This is a genomic window from Flavobacterium sp. UBA5153 (assembly GCA_002413745.1).
Classification (GTDB): Bacteria; Bacteroidota; Bacteroidia; order Flavobacteriales; family Flavobacteriaceae; genus Flavobacterium.
Genome location: DHXP01000034.1, coordinates 1 through 17,402 on the forward strand (window position 1 = coordinate 1; position 17,402 = coordinate 17,402).

Below are 17,402 nucleotides of genomic sequence, written 5' to 3' on the forward strand. Positions count from 1 at the left end.
GCAAAATTTATGCTAGAAAACGATAACAATACCGGTAGTTATTTCAAATTAGTCCAATAAAAAGGGAACTAAATGAAATATACAGCGGCATTATACCAGAACGATTGGACTAAAACATATTAACGAATGGTATAATTTATTCAACCCCGCCAATAATTTCATTGGAGAAGACAACAAAGAGACTCGATTTCGGCATGGAGCCAAAACAGCCATCAAAACAATTCCATTATTCGGGATCTTCAGAAAATAGTAGCTCGGCCAAGCGGTCATCTCTCGAGTATACATCATTATAAAAACTGATTTCCCCGGAATCGTTTACCCAAGCCGTGAAATAACCGATGTGAATAGGAATTTTCTTTTTAAGGACGTAAGTGGTTTCCTTTTCGCCTTTCATGGCCTCGCTGATGCGTTCAATTGGCCAATTAGGATCGTCTTTTAAAATCAACTCGGCCAATTCTTTGGCCTTGTTTATATTGATGCAACCGTGACTAAAGGCTCCGTACTCGTATTGAAAGAAGCTTTTGGCTGGTGTATCATGTAAATAGATGTCATTCGAATTTGGAAAGACAAACTTAACCAGCCCCATAGGATTACTTGCCCCAGGTTTTTGTACGACTTTTCCTTTGTCCCATACCATATTATGGGAAGCCAGATAATTTTTGTCTCGGGCCATCGCTATCATTAATTCGTTGTCAATGATACTTTTCGGCACATTCCAGAAAGGGCTAAATATTATTTTACTCACATTACTGCTGAAAACTACCGTTTCAGTCATGTTTTTGCCTACAATTGCCTTCGACTCCAATTCAGTTTTGCCATTTTTTTTATAGAGGAGTTTATAGGACGGAATATTTATTATTATATATTCATCTGCTTTTGTCAACTCCGGATCAATCCATCGGCAGCGTTCCATATTGACCATAATGGTTTTAATGTATTTTTCGATGGGGATATTCATGCGTTGAATATGCTTAGGTTCAATTATATAATTCGCTTTATAGCCGTTTCTTTTTTTGTAATTCAAGATTCCTTCCAATAATTCAAGATCATACAAATTGCTTTTGGAATCCTGTTTTAAATCTCCGGTAACGAATAGGCGATGCCTGATTTGACCAATGGTTTTCGAACTGTCGCTTAGTTTGTATTCTTTCCCCAAGGAATCCATTGTTATGGGATTCCAATCGCCGTTTTTTTCTATTTGGCGGTATTTTTTTAAAACATCACGCAGTTTATAATATTGTCGGAATAGCTGCTCTTCATTTTTACTTAATAATTTGGGATCGACTAATAAAGAATCCAATAGACATTCATACGAAAGATTTTTTCTTGGCAAAAACCAACCAATTTCCCTGATTTTTTCAGTGTCAATTCCTTGATATACTTTTTTGGCATAAAACACATACATCGAGGACAACATTATTTCTGTATCGATTTGTGATAGATTATCTTCGGATTCAGTATTGAAAATTCCGTCAATTTTATTTTTATAGGCTAAGCGTGACTTGAGGCCTTCTTCCTCAAGTAGATTCACTTTAGAATACAACAAACTGGCAAACTCAATAAGCCCTTTTTTGTCATACCAAATAGGATTATATTTTCTGTTTTTGTATAAAGCATTAACATCTGATCGATATTTTTTTAAATCGGGATATTTCTTGAAAAAACTGGAAATAATCGTGCTGTCAATATTTATTGGGGATTTATCGATTGTAGATTCTTGAAGAACTTGGGCACGGGAAGTTTCGTTCGCCGCTAGATTGTTATTTCTATTTCGGGAAACGGAGGCAAGTGAAAAGCCAAATAATAGAATTACAATAGATAAAACAACGTTTCTCATGGCGTAATTATTTATCATTGTCGTCCGATAAAAAAAATTAAAACCGAATAATACTTTTATTGATGGGACTTATAAAACATATCGCCCCGCTGGGGCTTATTATTTGGGTAGCAATTTTTCTACAAACATTCCGTCCCGATGGGACTAAAATAGCTCCGTTAGGAGCGAAATGTTTGTAGAATGAATAGTTATTCCTTGATTAAAGCCCCATCGGGGCGATATGTATATTTTTTTAAAATTTAATCGGACAACAATGATTATTTATATAAAGATAGAGAAATATTCTCTTCGTAAAAAGCGAATTGTTATCAAGTTTACTGTCAAAAGATTTTCTCGATAGGCACTGCTTAAATGCTTTAATTTTTGCTTCAATCGAATCAGGGGAATAATAAAAAAAGTAGCTTTAATAGTCGTTTGAATACAGTTAAATTCCTTTGGCAAAAAGCAAAGTGTTAATTGAAGCTAGGTCAAACGCATTAAAAAAAATGAACACGAATTACACTAATTGTCACAAATTATAATGATTTTAAGATTAAATTACACAAATTTTATCTGCCTTGGGCAGATTAGTGACCCGAGACCAAAGGTCGAACAGACGAAGTAAATAAAAACCTAACAGATTTCGTGTAAATTTGTGCAATTGCTTCGCCTGTTCGCTTCGCTCGGGTCGTGTAAAAAAAGCTTAAAATAATTTTAATGCGTTTGACCTGTATTGAAGCCTGTCTTATAAAAAAGAAGCAGGAGAAAAAACAATTTGCAACAGCAACGGTTTTCAAAACGAATTTTTTCGTCGGTAGGTCATTCAGTCTTATATATTTCCTTAATTTTGCCGAAACATTTTAAAAAGCGTGGGAAGTAAAAACAAGTTAAAAAGGTTCAAGGAAAACGAAACATTCGATAATGTTTTTCAACCAACAAGGGAAGAAGTTGTCGGAAATTTATTTCCGCTCAAAGGAAAATGGAACGCTGATTTTTTCAAAAATGAAAATCCATTGGTGCTCGAATTAGGCTGTGGCAAAGGAGAATACTCCGTTGGTCTGGCCGAAAAATATCCAAACAAAAATTTTATCGGAATTGACATCAAAGGTGCACGATTTTGGCGGGGTGCCAAAACCGCCGTTGAAACGGGTTTGCATAATGTGGCTTTCATTCGCTCCCAAATCGAATTGATTGACCATATTTTTGGCGAAAATGAAGTTGACGAGATTTGGATTACTTTTCCGGATCCGCAAATCAAATACAAACGCACCAAACATAGAATGACCAACTCGGAATTCCTGCAATTGTATAAAAAAATTCTCAAGAAAGACGGTATCGTAAACCTGAAAACCGACAGTGAATTCATGCACGGTTACACGCTGGGATTGCTGCATGGCGAAGGGCACGAGGTGTTATATGCCAATCATAATGTATACGTAAATGAAGGAAGTCCGGAGGAAGTTACCGCTTTTCAGACCTTTTATGAAAAACAATATTTGGAAATTAACAAGGCAATTACGTATATTCGATTTAAAATTAAGGAATAATATTTTTTGCAATGGAATAGTTTGCCCATTTTTGAACGATTGACCCCAAACAAATGAATTTCATAACTCCATTATTTTTAGGTTTCATTACCGCTTTTATAGGCATTATTCCTCCGGGATTAATCAATATGACAGCGGCAAAAGTGAATCTTAAAGAGGGAAAAAAGAATGCGTTATGGTTTGTTTTGGGAGCCGTTCTTGTCATTTTTATTCAAGTTTTTATAGCCATATTTTTTGCAAGAGTTATAGACGGTCGCCCAGATTTAGTTACCTTATTGCGGGAAGTGGGTTTTGGTATTTTTGCGACTTTAACCATTTATTTTTTAGGTTTGGCCAAAAAGCCCAAAGGCAAAACAAGAAAAATTAAAAAAAACAGTAAGACTAGTCGGTTTTTCCTTGGGATGTTACTTTCGGCGCTTAACTTTTTTCCTATTCCTTATTATGTTTTCGTGAGTGTAACTTTGTCTTCTTTTAAGCTTTTCTCTTTCGATACGACTTCTATATTAATCTTTGTAACGGGTACTATTTTTGGCTCGTTTTTGGTCTTCTATTTTTATATTGCATTTTTCAACAAGATTGAAAACAAAACGGATTATATCCTGAGAAATATGAATACCATTATAGGCAGCATAACGGGGCTAATTTCGGTAATCACTTTGTTCAAAATCATTAAATATTATTGGTAATAAAATGACCAATCAAAACGACAATTTTTTCGAAAAAGTGTATGCAGTCGCCAGACAAATTCCTTACGGGAGAGTCACTTCCTACGGTGCCATCGCAAAAGTGTTGGGAACCGCTCGCTCAGCCAGAATGGTGGGTTGGGCTATGAATGCGTGTCATAATAGGGGCGATGTACCGGCGCACCGAGTGGTAAACAGGAAAGGATTGCTCACAGGAAAACATCATTTCGACGGAACCAATCTGATGCAACAATTGCTGGAAAGCGAAGGGATTAAAGTGGTGGATAACCAGATTGTCGATTTCGAAAATGTTTTTTGGGAACCGGAAATGAGTATCCAGTAATCAGTCACGGTTTACAGTTTAAATAGTTCTAAACGAGTAATTATTTCCTAATTTTTATAGCCAGACGCTTCGGGGTGCAAATAATCACCAAAATTGTATAATATTCATGCCTATGCCCTATTTCCATTGCAATAAATCAGCACCAAAACCTTTATAATAAGAACTTTTCACAGTATCTTAGCGTCCGAGAATTCTCAATAGAATCAGTTTAAATAAATATAATATTTCAGTTGATCACCATCAATTGAAAAACCATAAAAAGAATATGAAATTAGATAGAAAAGAAATCCTTAAAGCATTGGAAACCATTACCATTGCTGGCGAAGGAAAGAACATGGTGGAAAGTGGAGCCATTGCAAACGTAATCACTTTTGGAGATGAAGTAGTTGTTGATTTAGTGTTACACGTTCCAGCGATGCACATCAGGAAACGTGCCGAAGACGACATCAAAAAAACTATTCTCGAACTGGTTTCGCCGGAAGCCAAAATCAAAATCAACGTCAAAGTTGAAACTCCGGAAAACAAAGAAGTTACCGGAAAATCTATTCCCGGAATAAAAAATATTATTGCCGTTGCTTCCGGAAAAGGAGGTGTTGGAAAATCTACCATTACTGCAAACTTGGCGGTAACTTTAGCTAAAATGGGATTTTCAGTGGGAGTTCTTGATGCCGATATTTATGGGCCATCAATGCCGATGATGTTCGATGTCGAAAATGAAAAACCAATTTCGATCATTGTCGACAGCAAATCAAAAATGAAACCCATCGAAAGTCATGATGTCAAAATACTTTCGATAGGATTTTTCACTTCACCAAGTCAAGCCGTAATCTGGCGTGGACCGATGGCGGGAAAAGCCTTAAACCAAATGATTTTTGATGCCGATTGGGGAGAAATAGACTTTTTACTCGTTGATTTACCACCAGGAACAGGAGATATTCACCTTTCAATTATGCAGTCATTGCCTATTACTGGCGCAGTTATAGTAAGTACACCTCAAGCCGTGGCGCTTTCGGATACCAGAAAAGGAGTTTCCATGTTTATGTCTGAAAGCATCAACATTCCCGTTCTTGGAATTATTGAAAATATGGCGTATTTCACGCCCGAAGAATTACCGAATAATAAATATTACATCTTCGGAAAAGAAGGAGCAAAAAATCTTGCAGAGGATTTAGAGGTTCCTTTTTTAGGGGAAGTCCCGATAGTGCAATCCATTCGTGAAGCAGGAGATTACGGTCGTCCGGCAGCATTACAAACAGGTTCGATAATCGAAACAATTTTCGATGAAATCACCAGAAATGTGGTGCGGGAAGTGGTGGCCAGAAATAAAAACTTGCCCGCTACCGAAGCCATTAAAATTACGAATATGGCGGGGTGTGCAGCAGTAAAAAAATAATTATTTAATTTGAAAATTTGAAGACTTGAAAATTGCTAGAAACATATATTTTCAAATTAACATATTTTCAAATCTTCAAATTTAAAAAAAAAATGACAACAGAGGAATTAGTAGCAAACGTCGAAAAAGCGCTCGAAGAAATTCGTCCTTTTTTAAATTCTGACGGTGGTGACATCACGCTCATCTCAATCGAGGAGGATAAACACGTAATAGTACGTCTCGAAGGAGCCTGTACGACTTGTAGCGTAAATCAAATGACGTTAAAAGCCGGAGTAGAAACCACCATTAAAAAGTATGCGCCACAAATAGAAACTGTTGTAAATATCGAATAGATTATTAGGCGTGACCCAGCAGAAATAGCTGGGTCAGGTTTTGTTGCAATCTCTCACGCAAAATAAATAATTCATGTTCATTTGATAATTAAAAACGAATGTTCCTCCTTCTCCTCTGAAGATAGCTGGGGTGAGGTTAAACCCCAAACAATAAACCACTCAAATTTCAACGATAAAAAATGGATATATCGCCAAAAATCTTGAAGGATTAGAATTGGATCTAGAATATTAAAAAAGCCTCATTCCGAAAGTAATTTTTTTAGGATTTGACAGTAACAACTTTTATTTTTTGATAAAATATATCCAAACCCAAACAATTTAACAAACCCCAATACTCAAATAATGGATATCTCTATTAAAATAACGGATCGAAAAGGTAAAACACATGAAGTAAAAGTGCCCACTGACATGGGGTTAAATCTAATGCAAGTAGTTCGTGCTTATGAACTTGAACCTAACGGAACCGTTGGGGTTTGCGGAGGAATGGCCATGTGTCCCACTTGTCAATGTTATGCTGTCAATGATATCAATTTGCCGGAAAAAAGAGAAGCAGAAGAGGCTACGCTTTCGAGATTATTACATGTAAAAAAAAACAGCCGTTTGAGCTGCCAAATTCCTATTACTGGCGAATTGGAAGGATTAGAAATAGAGTTGGCTCCGCAATTTTAAAAAAATGTTCCGGTTTTGGTATATTTTTTTATGGTATAACCAGATTATTTTTCAGGATTTGTTCTTCAATAGCATCCCAAAGTCCAATACGTTTTTCTAAAGCTTGAATAGAAGTGGTTTCTATATCCTTCCATTTTAGGGCATCGGTTCCGCAAAGTTCATTAATCATTTGCATTGCCATCGGACCATGCTCATCAGCATCCAATTCGATATGTCTTTCAAAATAATAGATTAATTTACTCAAATCAGTTTCTGGAAAATTTGCTTGAAAATTCTTCAAAATTTCGGTAAACATAGACGGAATTAAATCCTCTCTTCCGAAAGTAAAAGCTGCGGCAATTTTGTGTGGCATGCCTTCCTCAACGACTCTAAAAGTAAAATCTAAAAAGGCTTTAATATTGGGATGTAAATCGCTTTGTTTTATTACTGCAAATATATTTTGTAATGAATGAACCTCCGATAAAAAATGGGTTATTTTGGTAGTGTTTGCGCCACAAGCGGTCATTGCATCGATATACATTTCATAATGACTTTGTCGATGTCCGTCAATATTTAAATCGGTTTCTTCAGCAAGAACAATTTCATTAATTAAATAGCGGATTTCAGGATTACCGGTTGCAAACCAAGGTGTTGTTGTGCAGGTTAATTTTGTTTGCAGCGCTTTCAATAAAGACATGAAATCCCAAACGGCATAAATATGACTTTCAAGAAAGCAATGTAAGTCTTCGATAGTTTGCACTTTTTTGTACAAAGAATGTTGTAGCAAAAGATTCTTTTGGGATTGAATGCTTTTGTTTATAGTTTGGATATCCATAGAATGGTTTGGTGCAAAAGTATGAAAGCTTCTCGTTTCGGAAAAGCTTTTATGTTATTTTTTTGACCAATTGACGAGTCTTGTTTAAGAGCCTGAATCCCTGTAAATTCCATTCCGCCAGTCAATAAATAAATGCCTCACACGAAACCCGTATTGCCAAAGCCTAAGGAACAAAAGGGACCGTGAAATAAGGGAAGATCTGGTTTTAAATTTCCCCACAACTTTTATGATTGATCCGAAAAACAATGTGATTTAAGTCATTATTCTAAAATAAAAAAGGCAATGGTTAAACACTAACCATTGCCTTTTCTACATCAAAACAATAAAAACTAAATAAATATTATTTGAGTTCCTTCACCTTCGGCTCTTCCATAAAAATCACCTATTGTTAGTATTCCATCTAATTCATCAATTAAATCTTTTTCGGTTAAATCAAACATTTCGACAGCTAATTTACAAGCCCATAATTTTACACCTGATGCCGACAAAATTTCAATAAATTCATCTACTGGCGGCATGTCTAATTTTTCCATTTTAGCCTTCATCATTTTTGTTGCTAACGCTTCCATTCCGGGTAAACCGCCTATTATTGTTGGTATTCCCATTGCAGGATTCCCAACAGTGGCAACATGTAGACTTTTCATTTTCTTTTTAGTGATAGCGTCTAATCCAAAAAAAGTGAAAAATATTTCAGATTCTATGCCTTCCATTCTTGCCCCATTTGCCATTATAAAAGCGGCATAAACGCTATCTATTGTAGCTTTAGCACAAATAAACAGCACTTTTTTAACAGGATATTTTTTTTTATCTTCCATAATTATTTAATTTATATACAACTTTTTGGTTTAGGAATTCCAGCAATTCTACTTGATATTTTTAAGGGCCCTTTTGGGAATAATTCATAAAATTGTTTGATGTCAACAACACCACTTTTTCCAATAGTTCGAATAGACAATGCCTGTTCGTTTTTGTGTTGATTTTGTAAATAAGCTAATACTTCGAAATGTTTATCTGTAAGTACGATATCTTCTTCTTTAGCCATTTCAATTGCAATTTCTTTATTCCATTGAGATAAATCTGTTAAGTATCCTTCTTTATCAACACTAATGGTTTTTCCTGCATAAACTTTTTCCATCTTAAAATTATTTTATGTTAAACATTATTTTTTAGTTAAAATTCTTTCCTGCTTTGCTCATTTTTGGTGTGATGAACGGTAATTTTCTGGCTGGCAACAACATATTCCAATAAATCCATCTAAAAGCCAACTTACCCCAGTGGTTTAATCGAGATTCAGAAAGCAAACTCATTGGTCCAATTCCCGCAAAAGGAAATTTCCCTTTAACTGGTTCGTATTCGTAATTGAAATCTATTAAAAGTGCTTTTCCATGACCTGTTTCAATAAAACAATTGGCATGACCATCAAAATCAGGTTTTAATTCTTTTCCTTTAATATATAACAGAATATTTTCTGTTAAAATTTCTGCTTGAAAGTGTGCAACTGAACCTGCTTTTGAAGCCGGAACATTGGTACAATCGCCTAGTGCAAAAATATTTTCTTTAACTGTTGTCTGTAATGTATTTTTGTTGGTAGGAACATAGTTCATATCATCTCCAAAACCTGAACGAGCCATTAATTCATCACCCATATTTGTTGGAATTGTTACCAGCAAATCAAAAGGAACTTCTTCGCCCCCATACTCTACAATCTTACCATTTTTACCATCAGCATGCTCTATGGCAAAATCAGTTACAATTTTAATGCCTTTTTCTTTAAGCATATACCCTAAAGTTGCCGCACTTTTTTCTTTTGTAAAAGCTGCAGAAAGTGGTGTAACATAAGTTATTTCAACTTTATCACGCATTCCTTTTTTAATAAAGAATGAATCGGCAAGAAAAGCAAATTCTAGAGGGGCAACCGGACATTTAATAGGCATTTCAGTAATATGAATCACTAATTTTCCGCCTTTCCAAACTCTTAGTTTGTCTCTCAGTGCTAATGCTCCTTCATAAGTATAGAAATCAAAAATTGATTTGTACCAATAATCTCCTAATATTCCCTTTACCTCTCCTGGTGCAGTTTTTGTACCTGTAGCGATAATTAAAATGTCGTATTTTAATTTTTTTCCACCTTCTAATACAACAGTATCTGAATCTTTATCAATTACATCAATTTTTTCTCGAATTAATTTCACTCCTTTCGGAATAAATTCATCGATAGTTTTTTTTACGTCTTCTGGTTTATAAGTATCAAAAGGTAAAAACAAAAATCCCGGTTGGTAGTAATGTGTTTTGTGTTGATCAACAATTGTGATTTCCCACTCCGATTTATCTAATTCTTTCTTTAGGTGATTTGCCATCATTGTTCCGGCTAATCCTGCACCAAGTATCACTAAACTTTTCATAATAATTATATAATATAAGGTTTGACTTAAGTAGGTCTGATTTTCTCAAGTAAAATTACGGTTAAATAATTTAACTGTCGTCATCATAACTAAATATTTATACTTCAAATTTACAGTCAAAAAAAAGAAACTAAAGTAACTAATGTTACATAAGAAAACGAAATTAAAAAAAAAATAAAGTATTGATATACTGTGTATTACATATTATTGTGTTTCATTTCTCGTAGTTCAAAAAACTCTATGTTTATATGATAAAAATCAGGTAATCGCTAATTTCATAAATAAAAATTATCATTAAAAACCCCGACAAATTAATCATTTGTCGGGGTTTATTCTGCAATTCTAAAATAGAATTTACATATAACTCAATATTTCTTTTTTGAAAACATCATATTCGCCTTGCAAGATTAAACCGTTGTCAAGGAGTCTTTTGTAATTCTGTAGTTTTTCGAAAAGCTCGTTTTGAGATAACTCATTTAGTTTTTTTTCACCTGTTGAAATAGAATTCTCAGTTATGGTTTCTGAATAGATTGAACTAACGGGAATGATTTCGGCAAAATTTGTCACTTCTTCGGTTTCAACTTCTTCAATAACTTCTTCTTGTTTGATTTTAGTTTCTTCAGGTTTTTCTTCCCCAGAAACGGAGGTGTTCGCCGTAGGATTTTTTAAGATGTCCAATTGTTCTTTGGCATAGGTAAAAATCTTTCTGGCTTGAATTTTAGGTATATAGTCAATAGAAACCTGCATTTCTGTTTTGGTCGAAAATGAAAACTCAGAACCCAAAATATTTTCTTTTACAAAAGTTCCTTCAATCTCATCCCATGTGAAATCAATAAAATCCATTGAAAGTCCCAGATTTTTCGGTTTGCAAATTATAATTCTTTTATTGGTCATCACAATGCTGTCCGGAAAAACGGTAATAGCCGGTTTTTTTTGAACAGCAATATACCCTATTTCTTCATTTTTCATCAACAAATCATTCAGTTTTGACGTGATTTTCTCAATGGCTTTCGGATCCTGTTCCTCGTTTAAAAATTTCTTTAACTGCTCTTTCATATTTATGCTGAAATTGTTTCCGTTTATGTTTTTTTGTTCCGCAAAAGTAATACCTAATTTTCTAATTCCAGAATTTCATTTTGCCTTTTTTTAGTTAAACTTTTGAAAACCAAATCATACGAATGATCAATCAATTCTTTGATAAACTTGTCTGGAACTTCCCGATTTATGGCAATCGTATTCCAGTGAACTTTGCTCATGTGAAAAGCAGGCTTGATGTTGTCATATTGAGCCCGCAATTCCTGGGCACGATCTGGATTGCATTTCAAATTTACTTTTGGCTCGCCTTTTTCCCATTGGCTCAATGACGACAATGCAAACATTTTTCCTGCAACTTTAAACACCAAAGCATCATCATTGAACGGAAAATGCTCTGTCACTCCTTTCTTTGACAAGCAATATTCGTAAAAAGTTTCTAGGTTCATTTTTAAAATTATTCCAAATTTACCAAAAACAAATCACTTGCTATTCCGTCAGTCAAAAATTTTCCTTTTTTTGTGGTTTTTAAAATCTTTTCGACACGATTTAATTGTTTAAAATCACTTGAAGTGACGATTTCGAGCAGGTTGTTTTTAATATATTTTTCTGCTTGTTTGTTGAGGTAATCCAAATACTCTTTCCCAAATTCACTCTCAATTTTATTCAAAGAAACTCCCCAAATCGTTCTCAAACCCGTCATAATATATTCGTTATAACGGTCGGTTTTCGATAAAATTTCGGTTTCTTCGGGTAATTTGTTTTCTTGAATTGATTTCAGATAAATTGAATTATTCGAAACATTCCAGCTTCGTGAAATTCCGTCATAACTATGTGCCGATGGCCCAATTCCAATGTATTTTTTTCCCAACCAATAGGCCGAATTGTTCTTTGAAAAATAATTCTCCTTCCCGAAATTCGACAGTTCATAATGAATAAACCCGTTCGCTTCAAGCGTTTCGACCAAAAGCATAAAATGCCCTTCAGCAACCTCGTCTTTTGGCTTGGCAATCTTTCCGGTTTGGATGAGTTTGTTCAAAGCCGTTTTTGGTTCTACCGTCAAAGCATAACTCGAAATGTGGGGAATGCCAAAACTCAAAGCGGTTTCGATATTTCGCTTCCATTTTTCGTTGCTCATTCCCGGAATTCCGTAGATTAAATCCAGGGAAATATTGTCGAAATATTTTGTTGCTTCTTCAAGACATTTTTTGGCTTCTGCCGAATTGTGCGCTCGGTTCATCATCTCCAAATCATCTTCAAAAAACGACTGAATCCCTATGCTTAATCGATTAATTGGACTTTTCGACAATTCGATTATTCGCTCTTTAGACAAGTCGTCAGGATTGGCCTCGAGGGTGATTTCCGGATTTTCTGAAACGGTATAATTTTCATAAACTACATCAATTAAATATTGAATTTCACCAGTCGTCAGTACGCTTGGAGTTCCTCCACCGAAATAAATGGTTTCTATGGTTTGCTTCGCCTGTTCGCTTTCGCTCGGGTCGTTTTCAAACTCGCTTTTGCGCATTTGGATTTCTTTGGCTAAAGCCAAAACCATTTCATTCTTCTTCTTCAGTGAAGTCGAAAAATGGAAGTCACAATAATGACAAGCCTGCTTGCAAAATGGTATATGGATGTAGATTCCGCTCAATTTAATTTTAAAATTTGAAAATAAATTTAGCCAACCTTGAAATAATTTTAAAATTGGCACCTTTTTAAATTGCTTAGATTCAATACATAAAGGTAACTCTCAAAAGTTGCATTTATGTATTGAATCTAAGTTTTATTTGAATGCTGGAATTCCTGTAATGTCCATTCCTGTGATCAATAAGTGAATGTCATGTGTTCCCTCATAAGTAATTACAGATTCTAAGTTCATCATGTGACGCATAATTGAATATTCGCCGGTAATTCCCATTGCGCCCAGCATTTGTCTGGCTTCGCGGGCAATATGGATGGCCATGTCCACATTATTTCTTTTTGCCATAGAGATTTGTGCAGTTGTCGCTTTTCCTTCATTTCTCAAAACTCCCAGTCGCCAAGTCAGCAATTGTGCTTTGGTAATTTCGGTAATCATTTCAGCCAGTTTCTTCTGTTGCAATTGGGTTCCGGCAATTGGTTTGTCAAATTGGATTCTTTCCTTGGCATAGCGCAAAGCGGTGTCATAACAATCCATCGCAGCTCCGATAGCACCCCAAGCAATCCCAAAACGAGCAGAATCCAAGCAACCAAGAGGTGCGCCAAGTCCTGATTTATTGGGTAATAAATTCTCTTTTGGCACTTTTACGTTGTCAAAAATCAATTCCCCTGTTGCCGATGTTCGAAGCGACCATTTATTATGTGTTTCTGGTGTCGAAAAACCTTTCATTCCGCGTTCCACAATCAATCCGTGAATTCTTCCTTCCTCATTTTTCGCCCAAACTATTGCAATATCTGCAAATGGTGCATTCGAAATCCACATTTTGGCACCGTTCAAAAGATAATGGTTGCCCATGTCCTTGAAATTGGTAATCATACTTCCTGGATCAGAACCATAATTGGGTTCGGTCAAGCCAAAGCAACCCATAAATTCTCCCGAAGCTAATTTTGGTAAATATTTCATTCGTTGTTCCTCGTTTCCGTATTTCCAAATAGGATACATAACCAAAGACGATTGAACCGAAGCTGTTGAACGAACGCCTGAATCTCCTCTTTCGATTTCCTGCATAATCAAGCCATACGAAATATGATCAAGACCTGCACCACCATATTCTTCTGGAATATAAGGACCAAAAGCGCCAATATCTGCCAAACCTTTGATGATTTGTTTTGGAAATTCGGCTCTTTGGGCATAATCTTCTATTATTGGTGAAACTTCACGTTTTACCCATTCTCGTGCGGCTTCACGCACTAATTTATGCTCGTCTGTCAATAATTCGTCAAGGTTGTAATAATCTGGAGATTGAAATAAGTCTGGTTTCATTTTCTAGTCATTGCGAGCGCAACGCAGAAAAGCGAAGCAATCAGTTAATAATTGTCTTGCAAATCTACACAAAGAAATATAACAAAACAATGATAAAATGTTATATTTAATAAAGCATGAATTGTCAATTCTAAATCCACAACTCCAATCTTTAATCACATCTTCAAATAAAAATCCTTCGTCAATTCAATATATTCTGGAGTGTAAATGTGTCGGGCAGTTTCGATAATCAATTCGTCAACTGGAAAATCAGGGTTTTCTTTTTGGCTAAAAGCCAATAAACTTCGTTTGGTTTCGGTAATTGGAGTTCCTTTTACCCGAGTAATTTTTATGGGAAATAATTCGTATTCTTTGGCAAGAGCCAAGAAATTTTCTTCTTCTTTGAACGGAATAATAACGGAGAAAATCCCGTTTTCAGAAAGCAACAAAGCGGCAGCTTCAATCAATTCTTCAAAAGGCATTGCATCTTGAAAACGGGCTAAATCACGTTGATCGTTGGCTGTTTTATAATCTTCAGAATAGAAAGGAGGATTGGAAACAATTAAATCGTATTCGTCTTCAGGATCTTCAACAAATTCGTCCAATGCGGCGTGAAAACAAAATAATCGGTCATTCCAAGGTGAGTTTTCAAAATTATCGGTGGCTTGCTCATAGGCATCTTCATCGATTTCGAGGGCGTCAATTTGGTCTGCGGAACTTCTTTGCGCCAACATTAATGCGATAATTCCAGTTCCGGTTCCTATGTCTAAAATACTGTTGGGTCGATTTTCAATTGGAGTCCAAGCACCGAGTAATACACCATCAGTTCCAATTTTCATGGCACATCGGTCTTGTTCAAGCGAGAATTGTTTGAATGAAAACATTTTTGATTTGGAATTTATCCCTCGACTGTGCTCGGGAGGACAATATGATATTTAGATTTGAAATTTACTGAACACTGAACACTTTTCTAAAGGTACATTTCAATCAAGCCTTCCGGTAAATCCATAATAACTTTTTTGTTTTCCCTGTCAATTTTCACAAGGAAATGGTCAATCATTGGAATTAGCATTTCAACGTCGCCGTTCAAAACTTCAAATAGAGGTTGAGCCGTAGAGTCATTTATGGATTGGATTTTTCCAACAATCCCAAGACGTTTGTCTTCTATTTCGAAGCCAATTACTTCGTGAAAGTAGAATTTATTGCCGCTAAGTTTGGGCAACATTTTTAAAGGGAGGTATAAATCGTTACCCAATATGGTATCGGCTTCTTCCTCAGTATTCACATCCTCAAAACGAATGCGAAGGAAATCGTTTTTGTGAAGGGAGCTACTTTCAATAAAAAAAGGAACCAAGTGTTTGTTGCATTCAACAAACACTGATTCCAAGTTTTCGTATAACTCTGGTTCGTCCGTGTCTAAATAGGCAAGAACTTCCCCTTTGAAACTAAATTTTTTAGCGATTTTACCTAAGTAGAAACAATCTTCTTTACGCATTATCGCTTACTTTATTAAGCTTGAGCTTCTTCCGTGTTTTCTTCTGCAGCAGGAGTTTCTTCTGCTGTAGCTACAGTATCAGCGGCAGCTTCAACTTCTTCTTCAACAGGAGCAGGAGCATTTGCGGCAATTAGATCAGCTTCAGCTTGAGCGGCGGCAGCTAAACGTTTAGCGTTTACGGCTTGTTCTGCTTTGAAAGCTTTGGCTTTAGCATCAGCTTGCGCTTTTGTCAAACCTTCTTTTTTAGAATCTACCTTTCCTGATTTTGCATCTAACCAATCAGCTAATTTTGCATCAGCTTGTTCTTGGGTCAAAGCTCCTTTACGGATACCTCCATCAAGGTGATGTTTCAATAAAGCCCCTTTGTAAGAAAGAATAGCTTTAGCTGTTTCTGTAGGTTGAGCGCCATTGTGCAACCATTTTACTGCGCTATCTAAGTCTAAATCGATAGTTGCAGGATTTGTGTTTGGATTGTAAGTACCAATTTTTTCTAGGTATTTACCGTCTCTTTTTGAGCGAGCATCAGCTGCTACAACCCAGTAAAAAGGTTTTCCTTTTTTACCGTGTCTTTGTAATCTAATTTTTACTGACATAATCTTATGATTAAATTTTGAGGTACTCGACCTCCGTTAATTAAGGGTGCAAAGATACGTTTTTTATCGATAAATACTAATTCGATTTGTATTTTAATGAAAGACACTGTGTTAAGATGATTTTCTATATAAATTTTTATTTCTATTTCATTTTTTTAGTCAAAATGATATACTTTTGTGTAGTTCAATGCTACAAATTATGAAAGGAGCATAGTCAAAAGTCGACCTAAACATTGATTAGGATGTGCGACACGAGCCATAGCGAACAGGAGAAGCAATTCCATATTTCGAAAAAACAAATATTATCTTCGTATGAAAAAACAATTTCTATATGTATTCTTATTATTTGCTTTTATTTCTTGCCAAGAGGATGTGAAATTTAACAATCCCTCTTTTCAAGGCCAAAAAGACAATGTGTTTTGGAGAGCGGTTGATTCTAAAGCCATACTTGCACAAGATGGATCTTTGAGTATCGAGGGATTAACGAGAAACGAAAAGTTGACCTTAAAAACTACATCTACAAATAAAGGAAACTATTTTTTGGGAACCTATGCTTTGAACGAGGCAACTTATGTTTTAACGGATGCCAGTGGAACAATCACTTTTTATGCTGGATTAACAACCGGAGAAGGTCAAATAGTGATTACGGAGTATGATGATGTAAATAAAACTGTCTCTGGAACCTTCAAATTTAATGCGGAGAATATGGGTAATAATCCGCTGGCTGGACCGATTTTGAATTTTCAGTATGGTGTTTTTTATAAAGTCCCCGTGGGTTTATAAGTCCCTAAATGAAGGTAAAATTTATATAAAGCACTTATAATAGGGGCTTTTAGGTTCTAATTTCGATTCTTTCATAAAAATAAAAATCATAAATAAGCTAATACATAGTGTATTAGAAAAAAATAAGACTACATTTGTCACAATTATTTTAAATAAGTACATATGAATATTTTTGTTGGAAGCCTTCCGTTCAGTATTGAGGAAGCAGATTTAAGAGAGTCTTTCGAGGCTTATGGAGCAGTTGACTCTGTAAAAATTATCACTGATAAATTTACTGGAAGAAGTAAAGGATTCGGTTTTGTTGAAATGCCAAATGATGATGAAGCTCAAAAAGCAATTGATGAGTTGAATGGAGCGACTGTTCAAGGTCGTGCCATTGTAGTAAATAAGTCTGAGCCAAAACCAGAAGGCGAAAGAAGAAGTTTTAACAGCAACAGCCGTGGTGGAGATTCACGCGGAGGTTATGGTGGTGGAAACAGCCGTGGTGGAGACAACCGTGGAGGTGGAGACAGAGGAAGATATTAATATTTTCTTTTAAATAAAACAAAAAAGGTGTCAA

20 protein-coding genes are annotated in these 17,402 nt (G+C 35.5%); 8 read left to right on the plus strand and 12 right to left on the minus strand.

Annotated features, from left to right (window positions below):
• Positions 1–226: 226 nt before the first annotated feature.
• Positions 227–1,837 carry a L,D-transpeptidase family protein gene (locus B2145_RS07165; RefSeq protein WP_291100238.1) on the minus strand — a complete coding sequence of 537 codons (1,611 nt, stop codon included), beginning with the start codon at positions 1,835–1,837 and terminating at the stop codon, positions 227–229.
• 848 nt (positions 1,838–2,685) lie between these two features.
• On the opposite strand from B2145_RS07165, the gene trmB reads away from it, so the two are divergent.
• The 6 genes from trmB to B2145_RS07195 all read left to right on the plus strand — a co-directional run bounded on the left by trmB (position 2,686) and on the right by B2145_RS07195 (position 6,783).
• On the plus strand, positions 2,686–3,363 hold the full coding sequence (gene trmB / locus B2145_RS07170) for a tRNA (guanosine(46)-N7)-methyltransferase TrmB (protein ID WP_291100241.1): 678 nt from the start codon (positions 2,686–2,688) through the stop codon (positions 3,361–3,363).
• A 53-nt stretch (positions 3,364–3,416) separates the two neighbouring features.
• Positions 3,417–4,049 (plus strand): LysE family transporter, encoded by a 633-nt coding sequence (locus B2145_RS07175; RefSeq protein WP_291100244.1) that lies wholly within the window; start codon positions 3,417–3,419, stop codon positions 4,047–4,049.
• Positions 4,050–4,053: 4 nt separating this feature from the next.
• Positions 4,054–4,389, plus strand: a complete 336-nt coding sequence (locus B2145_RS07180; RefSeq protein WP_291100247.1) for an MGMT family protein — start codon at positions 4,054–4,056, stop codon at positions 4,387–4,389.
• A gap of 265 nt (positions 4,390–4,654) precedes the next feature.
• A complete protein-coding gene (locus B2145_RS07185) occupies positions 4,655–5,782 on the plus strand; it encodes an Mrp/NBP35 family ATP-binding protein (RefSeq protein ID WP_291100249.1) in 1,128 nt (375 codons plus the stop codon).
• A 92-nt stretch (positions 5,783–5,874) separates the two neighbouring features.
• Complete coding sequence (locus B2145_RS07190; RefSeq protein ID WP_291100251.1) at positions 5,875–6,114, plus strand: NifU family protein; 240 nt, start codon at positions 5,875–5,877, stop codon at positions 6,112–6,114.
• A 342-nt stretch (positions 6,115–6,456) separates the two neighbouring features.
• The gene (locus tag B2145_RS07195; protein ID WP_291100253.1) at positions 6,457–6,783 is read left to right on the plus strand and encodes a 2Fe-2S iron-sulfur cluster-binding protein; all 327 of its coding nucleotides are present in this window, start codon (positions 6,457–6,459) and stop codon (positions 6,781–6,783) included.
• Between the two features lie 28 nt (positions 6,784–6,811).
• Here B2145_RS07195 and B2145_RS07200 read toward each other — a convergent pair whose 3' ends face one another.
• From B2145_RS07200 to B2145_RS07250, 11 genes are all read right to left on the minus strand, one after another.
• Positions 6,812–7,597, minus strand: a complete 786-nt coding sequence (locus B2145_RS07200) for a DUF3050 domain-containing protein (RefSeq protein ID WP_291100256.1) — start codon at positions 7,595–7,597, stop codon at positions 6,812–6,814.
• Positions 7,598–7,926: 329 nt separating this feature from the next.
• Positions 7,927–8,412, minus strand: coding sequence for a DsrE/DsrF/DrsH-like family protein (locus B2145_RS07205; RefSeq protein ID WP_291100259.1), 486 nt, complete (start codon positions 8,410–8,412; stop codon positions 7,927–7,929).
• 11 nt (positions 8,413–8,423) lie between these two features.
• Positions 8,424–8,732, minus strand: coding sequence for a TusE/DsrC/DsvC family sulfur relay protein (locus tag B2145_RS07210; RefSeq protein ID WP_291100262.1), 309 nt, complete (start codon positions 8,730–8,732; stop codon positions 8,424–8,426).
• 31 nt (positions 8,733–8,763) lie between these two features.
• The gene (gene sqr / locus B2145_RS07215; RefSeq protein WP_291100265.1) at positions 8,764–9,999 is read right to left on the minus strand and encodes a type III sulfide quinone reductase, selenoprotein subtype; all 1,236 of its coding nucleotides are present in this window, start codon (positions 9,997–9,999) and stop codon (positions 8,764–8,766) included.
• Between the two features lie 354 nt (positions 10,000–10,353).
• Positions 10,354–11,055, minus strand: coding sequence for a PH domain-containing protein (locus B2145_RS07220; RefSeq protein WP_291100267.1), 702 nt, complete (start codon positions 11,053–11,055; stop codon positions 10,354–10,356).
• A gap of 53 nt (positions 11,056–11,108) precedes the next feature.
• The gene (locus B2145_RS07225) at positions 11,109–11,480 is read right to left on the minus strand and encodes an MmcQ/YjbR family DNA-binding protein (protein WP_291100269.1); all 372 of its coding nucleotides are present in this window, start codon (positions 11,478–11,480) and stop codon (positions 11,109–11,111) included.
• An 8-nt stretch (positions 11,481–11,488) separates the two neighbouring features.
• Positions 11,489–12,682 (minus strand): radical SAM family heme chaperone HemW, encoded by a 1,194-nt coding sequence (hemW, locus tag B2145_RS07230; RefSeq protein WP_291100272.1) that lies wholly within the window; start codon positions 12,680–12,682, stop codon positions 11,489–11,491.
• Between the two features lie 132 nt (positions 12,683–12,814).
• Positions 12,815–13,993 (minus strand): acyl-CoA dehydrogenase family protein, encoded by a 1,179-nt coding sequence (locus B2145_RS07235; RefSeq protein WP_291100274.1) that lies wholly within the window; start codon positions 13,991–13,993, stop codon positions 12,815–12,817.
• Between the two features lie 155 nt (positions 13,994–14,148).
• On the minus strand, positions 14,149–14,856 hold the full coding sequence (locus B2145_RS07240) for a tRNA1(Val) (adenine(37)-N6)-methyltransferase (protein WP_291100277.1): 708 nt from the start codon (positions 14,854–14,856) through the stop codon (positions 14,149–14,151).
• A gap of 86 nt (positions 14,857–14,942) precedes the next feature.
• A complete protein-coding gene (gene rimM / locus B2145_RS07245; RefSeq protein WP_291100279.1) occupies positions 14,943–15,467 on the minus strand; it encodes a ribosome maturation factor RimM in 525 nt (174 codons plus the stop codon).
• 14 nt (positions 15,468–15,481) lie between these two features.
• Positions 15,482–16,060: a 30S ribosomal protein S16 gene (locus tag B2145_RS07250; protein ID WP_291100282.1), complete on the minus strand. Its 579-nt coding sequence runs from the start codon at positions 16,058–16,060 to the stop codon at positions 15,482–15,484.
• Between the two features lie 312 nt (positions 16,061–16,372).
• Between B2145_RS07250 and B2145_RS07255 the strand changes: the two genes are divergently transcribed.
• Both B2145_RS07255 and B2145_RS07260 read left to right on the plus strand, forming a co-directional pair.
• On the plus strand, positions 16,373–16,843 hold the full coding sequence (locus tag B2145_RS07255; protein ID WP_291100285.1) for a DUF6252 family protein: 471 nt from the start codon (positions 16,373–16,375) through the stop codon (positions 16,841–16,843).
• Positions 16,844–17,005: 162 nt separating this feature from the next.
• Complete coding sequence (locus B2145_RS07260) at positions 17,006–17,368, plus strand: RNA recognition motif domain-containing protein (protein ID WP_291100288.1); 363 nt, start codon at positions 17,006–17,008, stop codon at positions 17,366–17,368.
• Positions 17,369–17,402 lie beyond the last annotated feature (34 nt).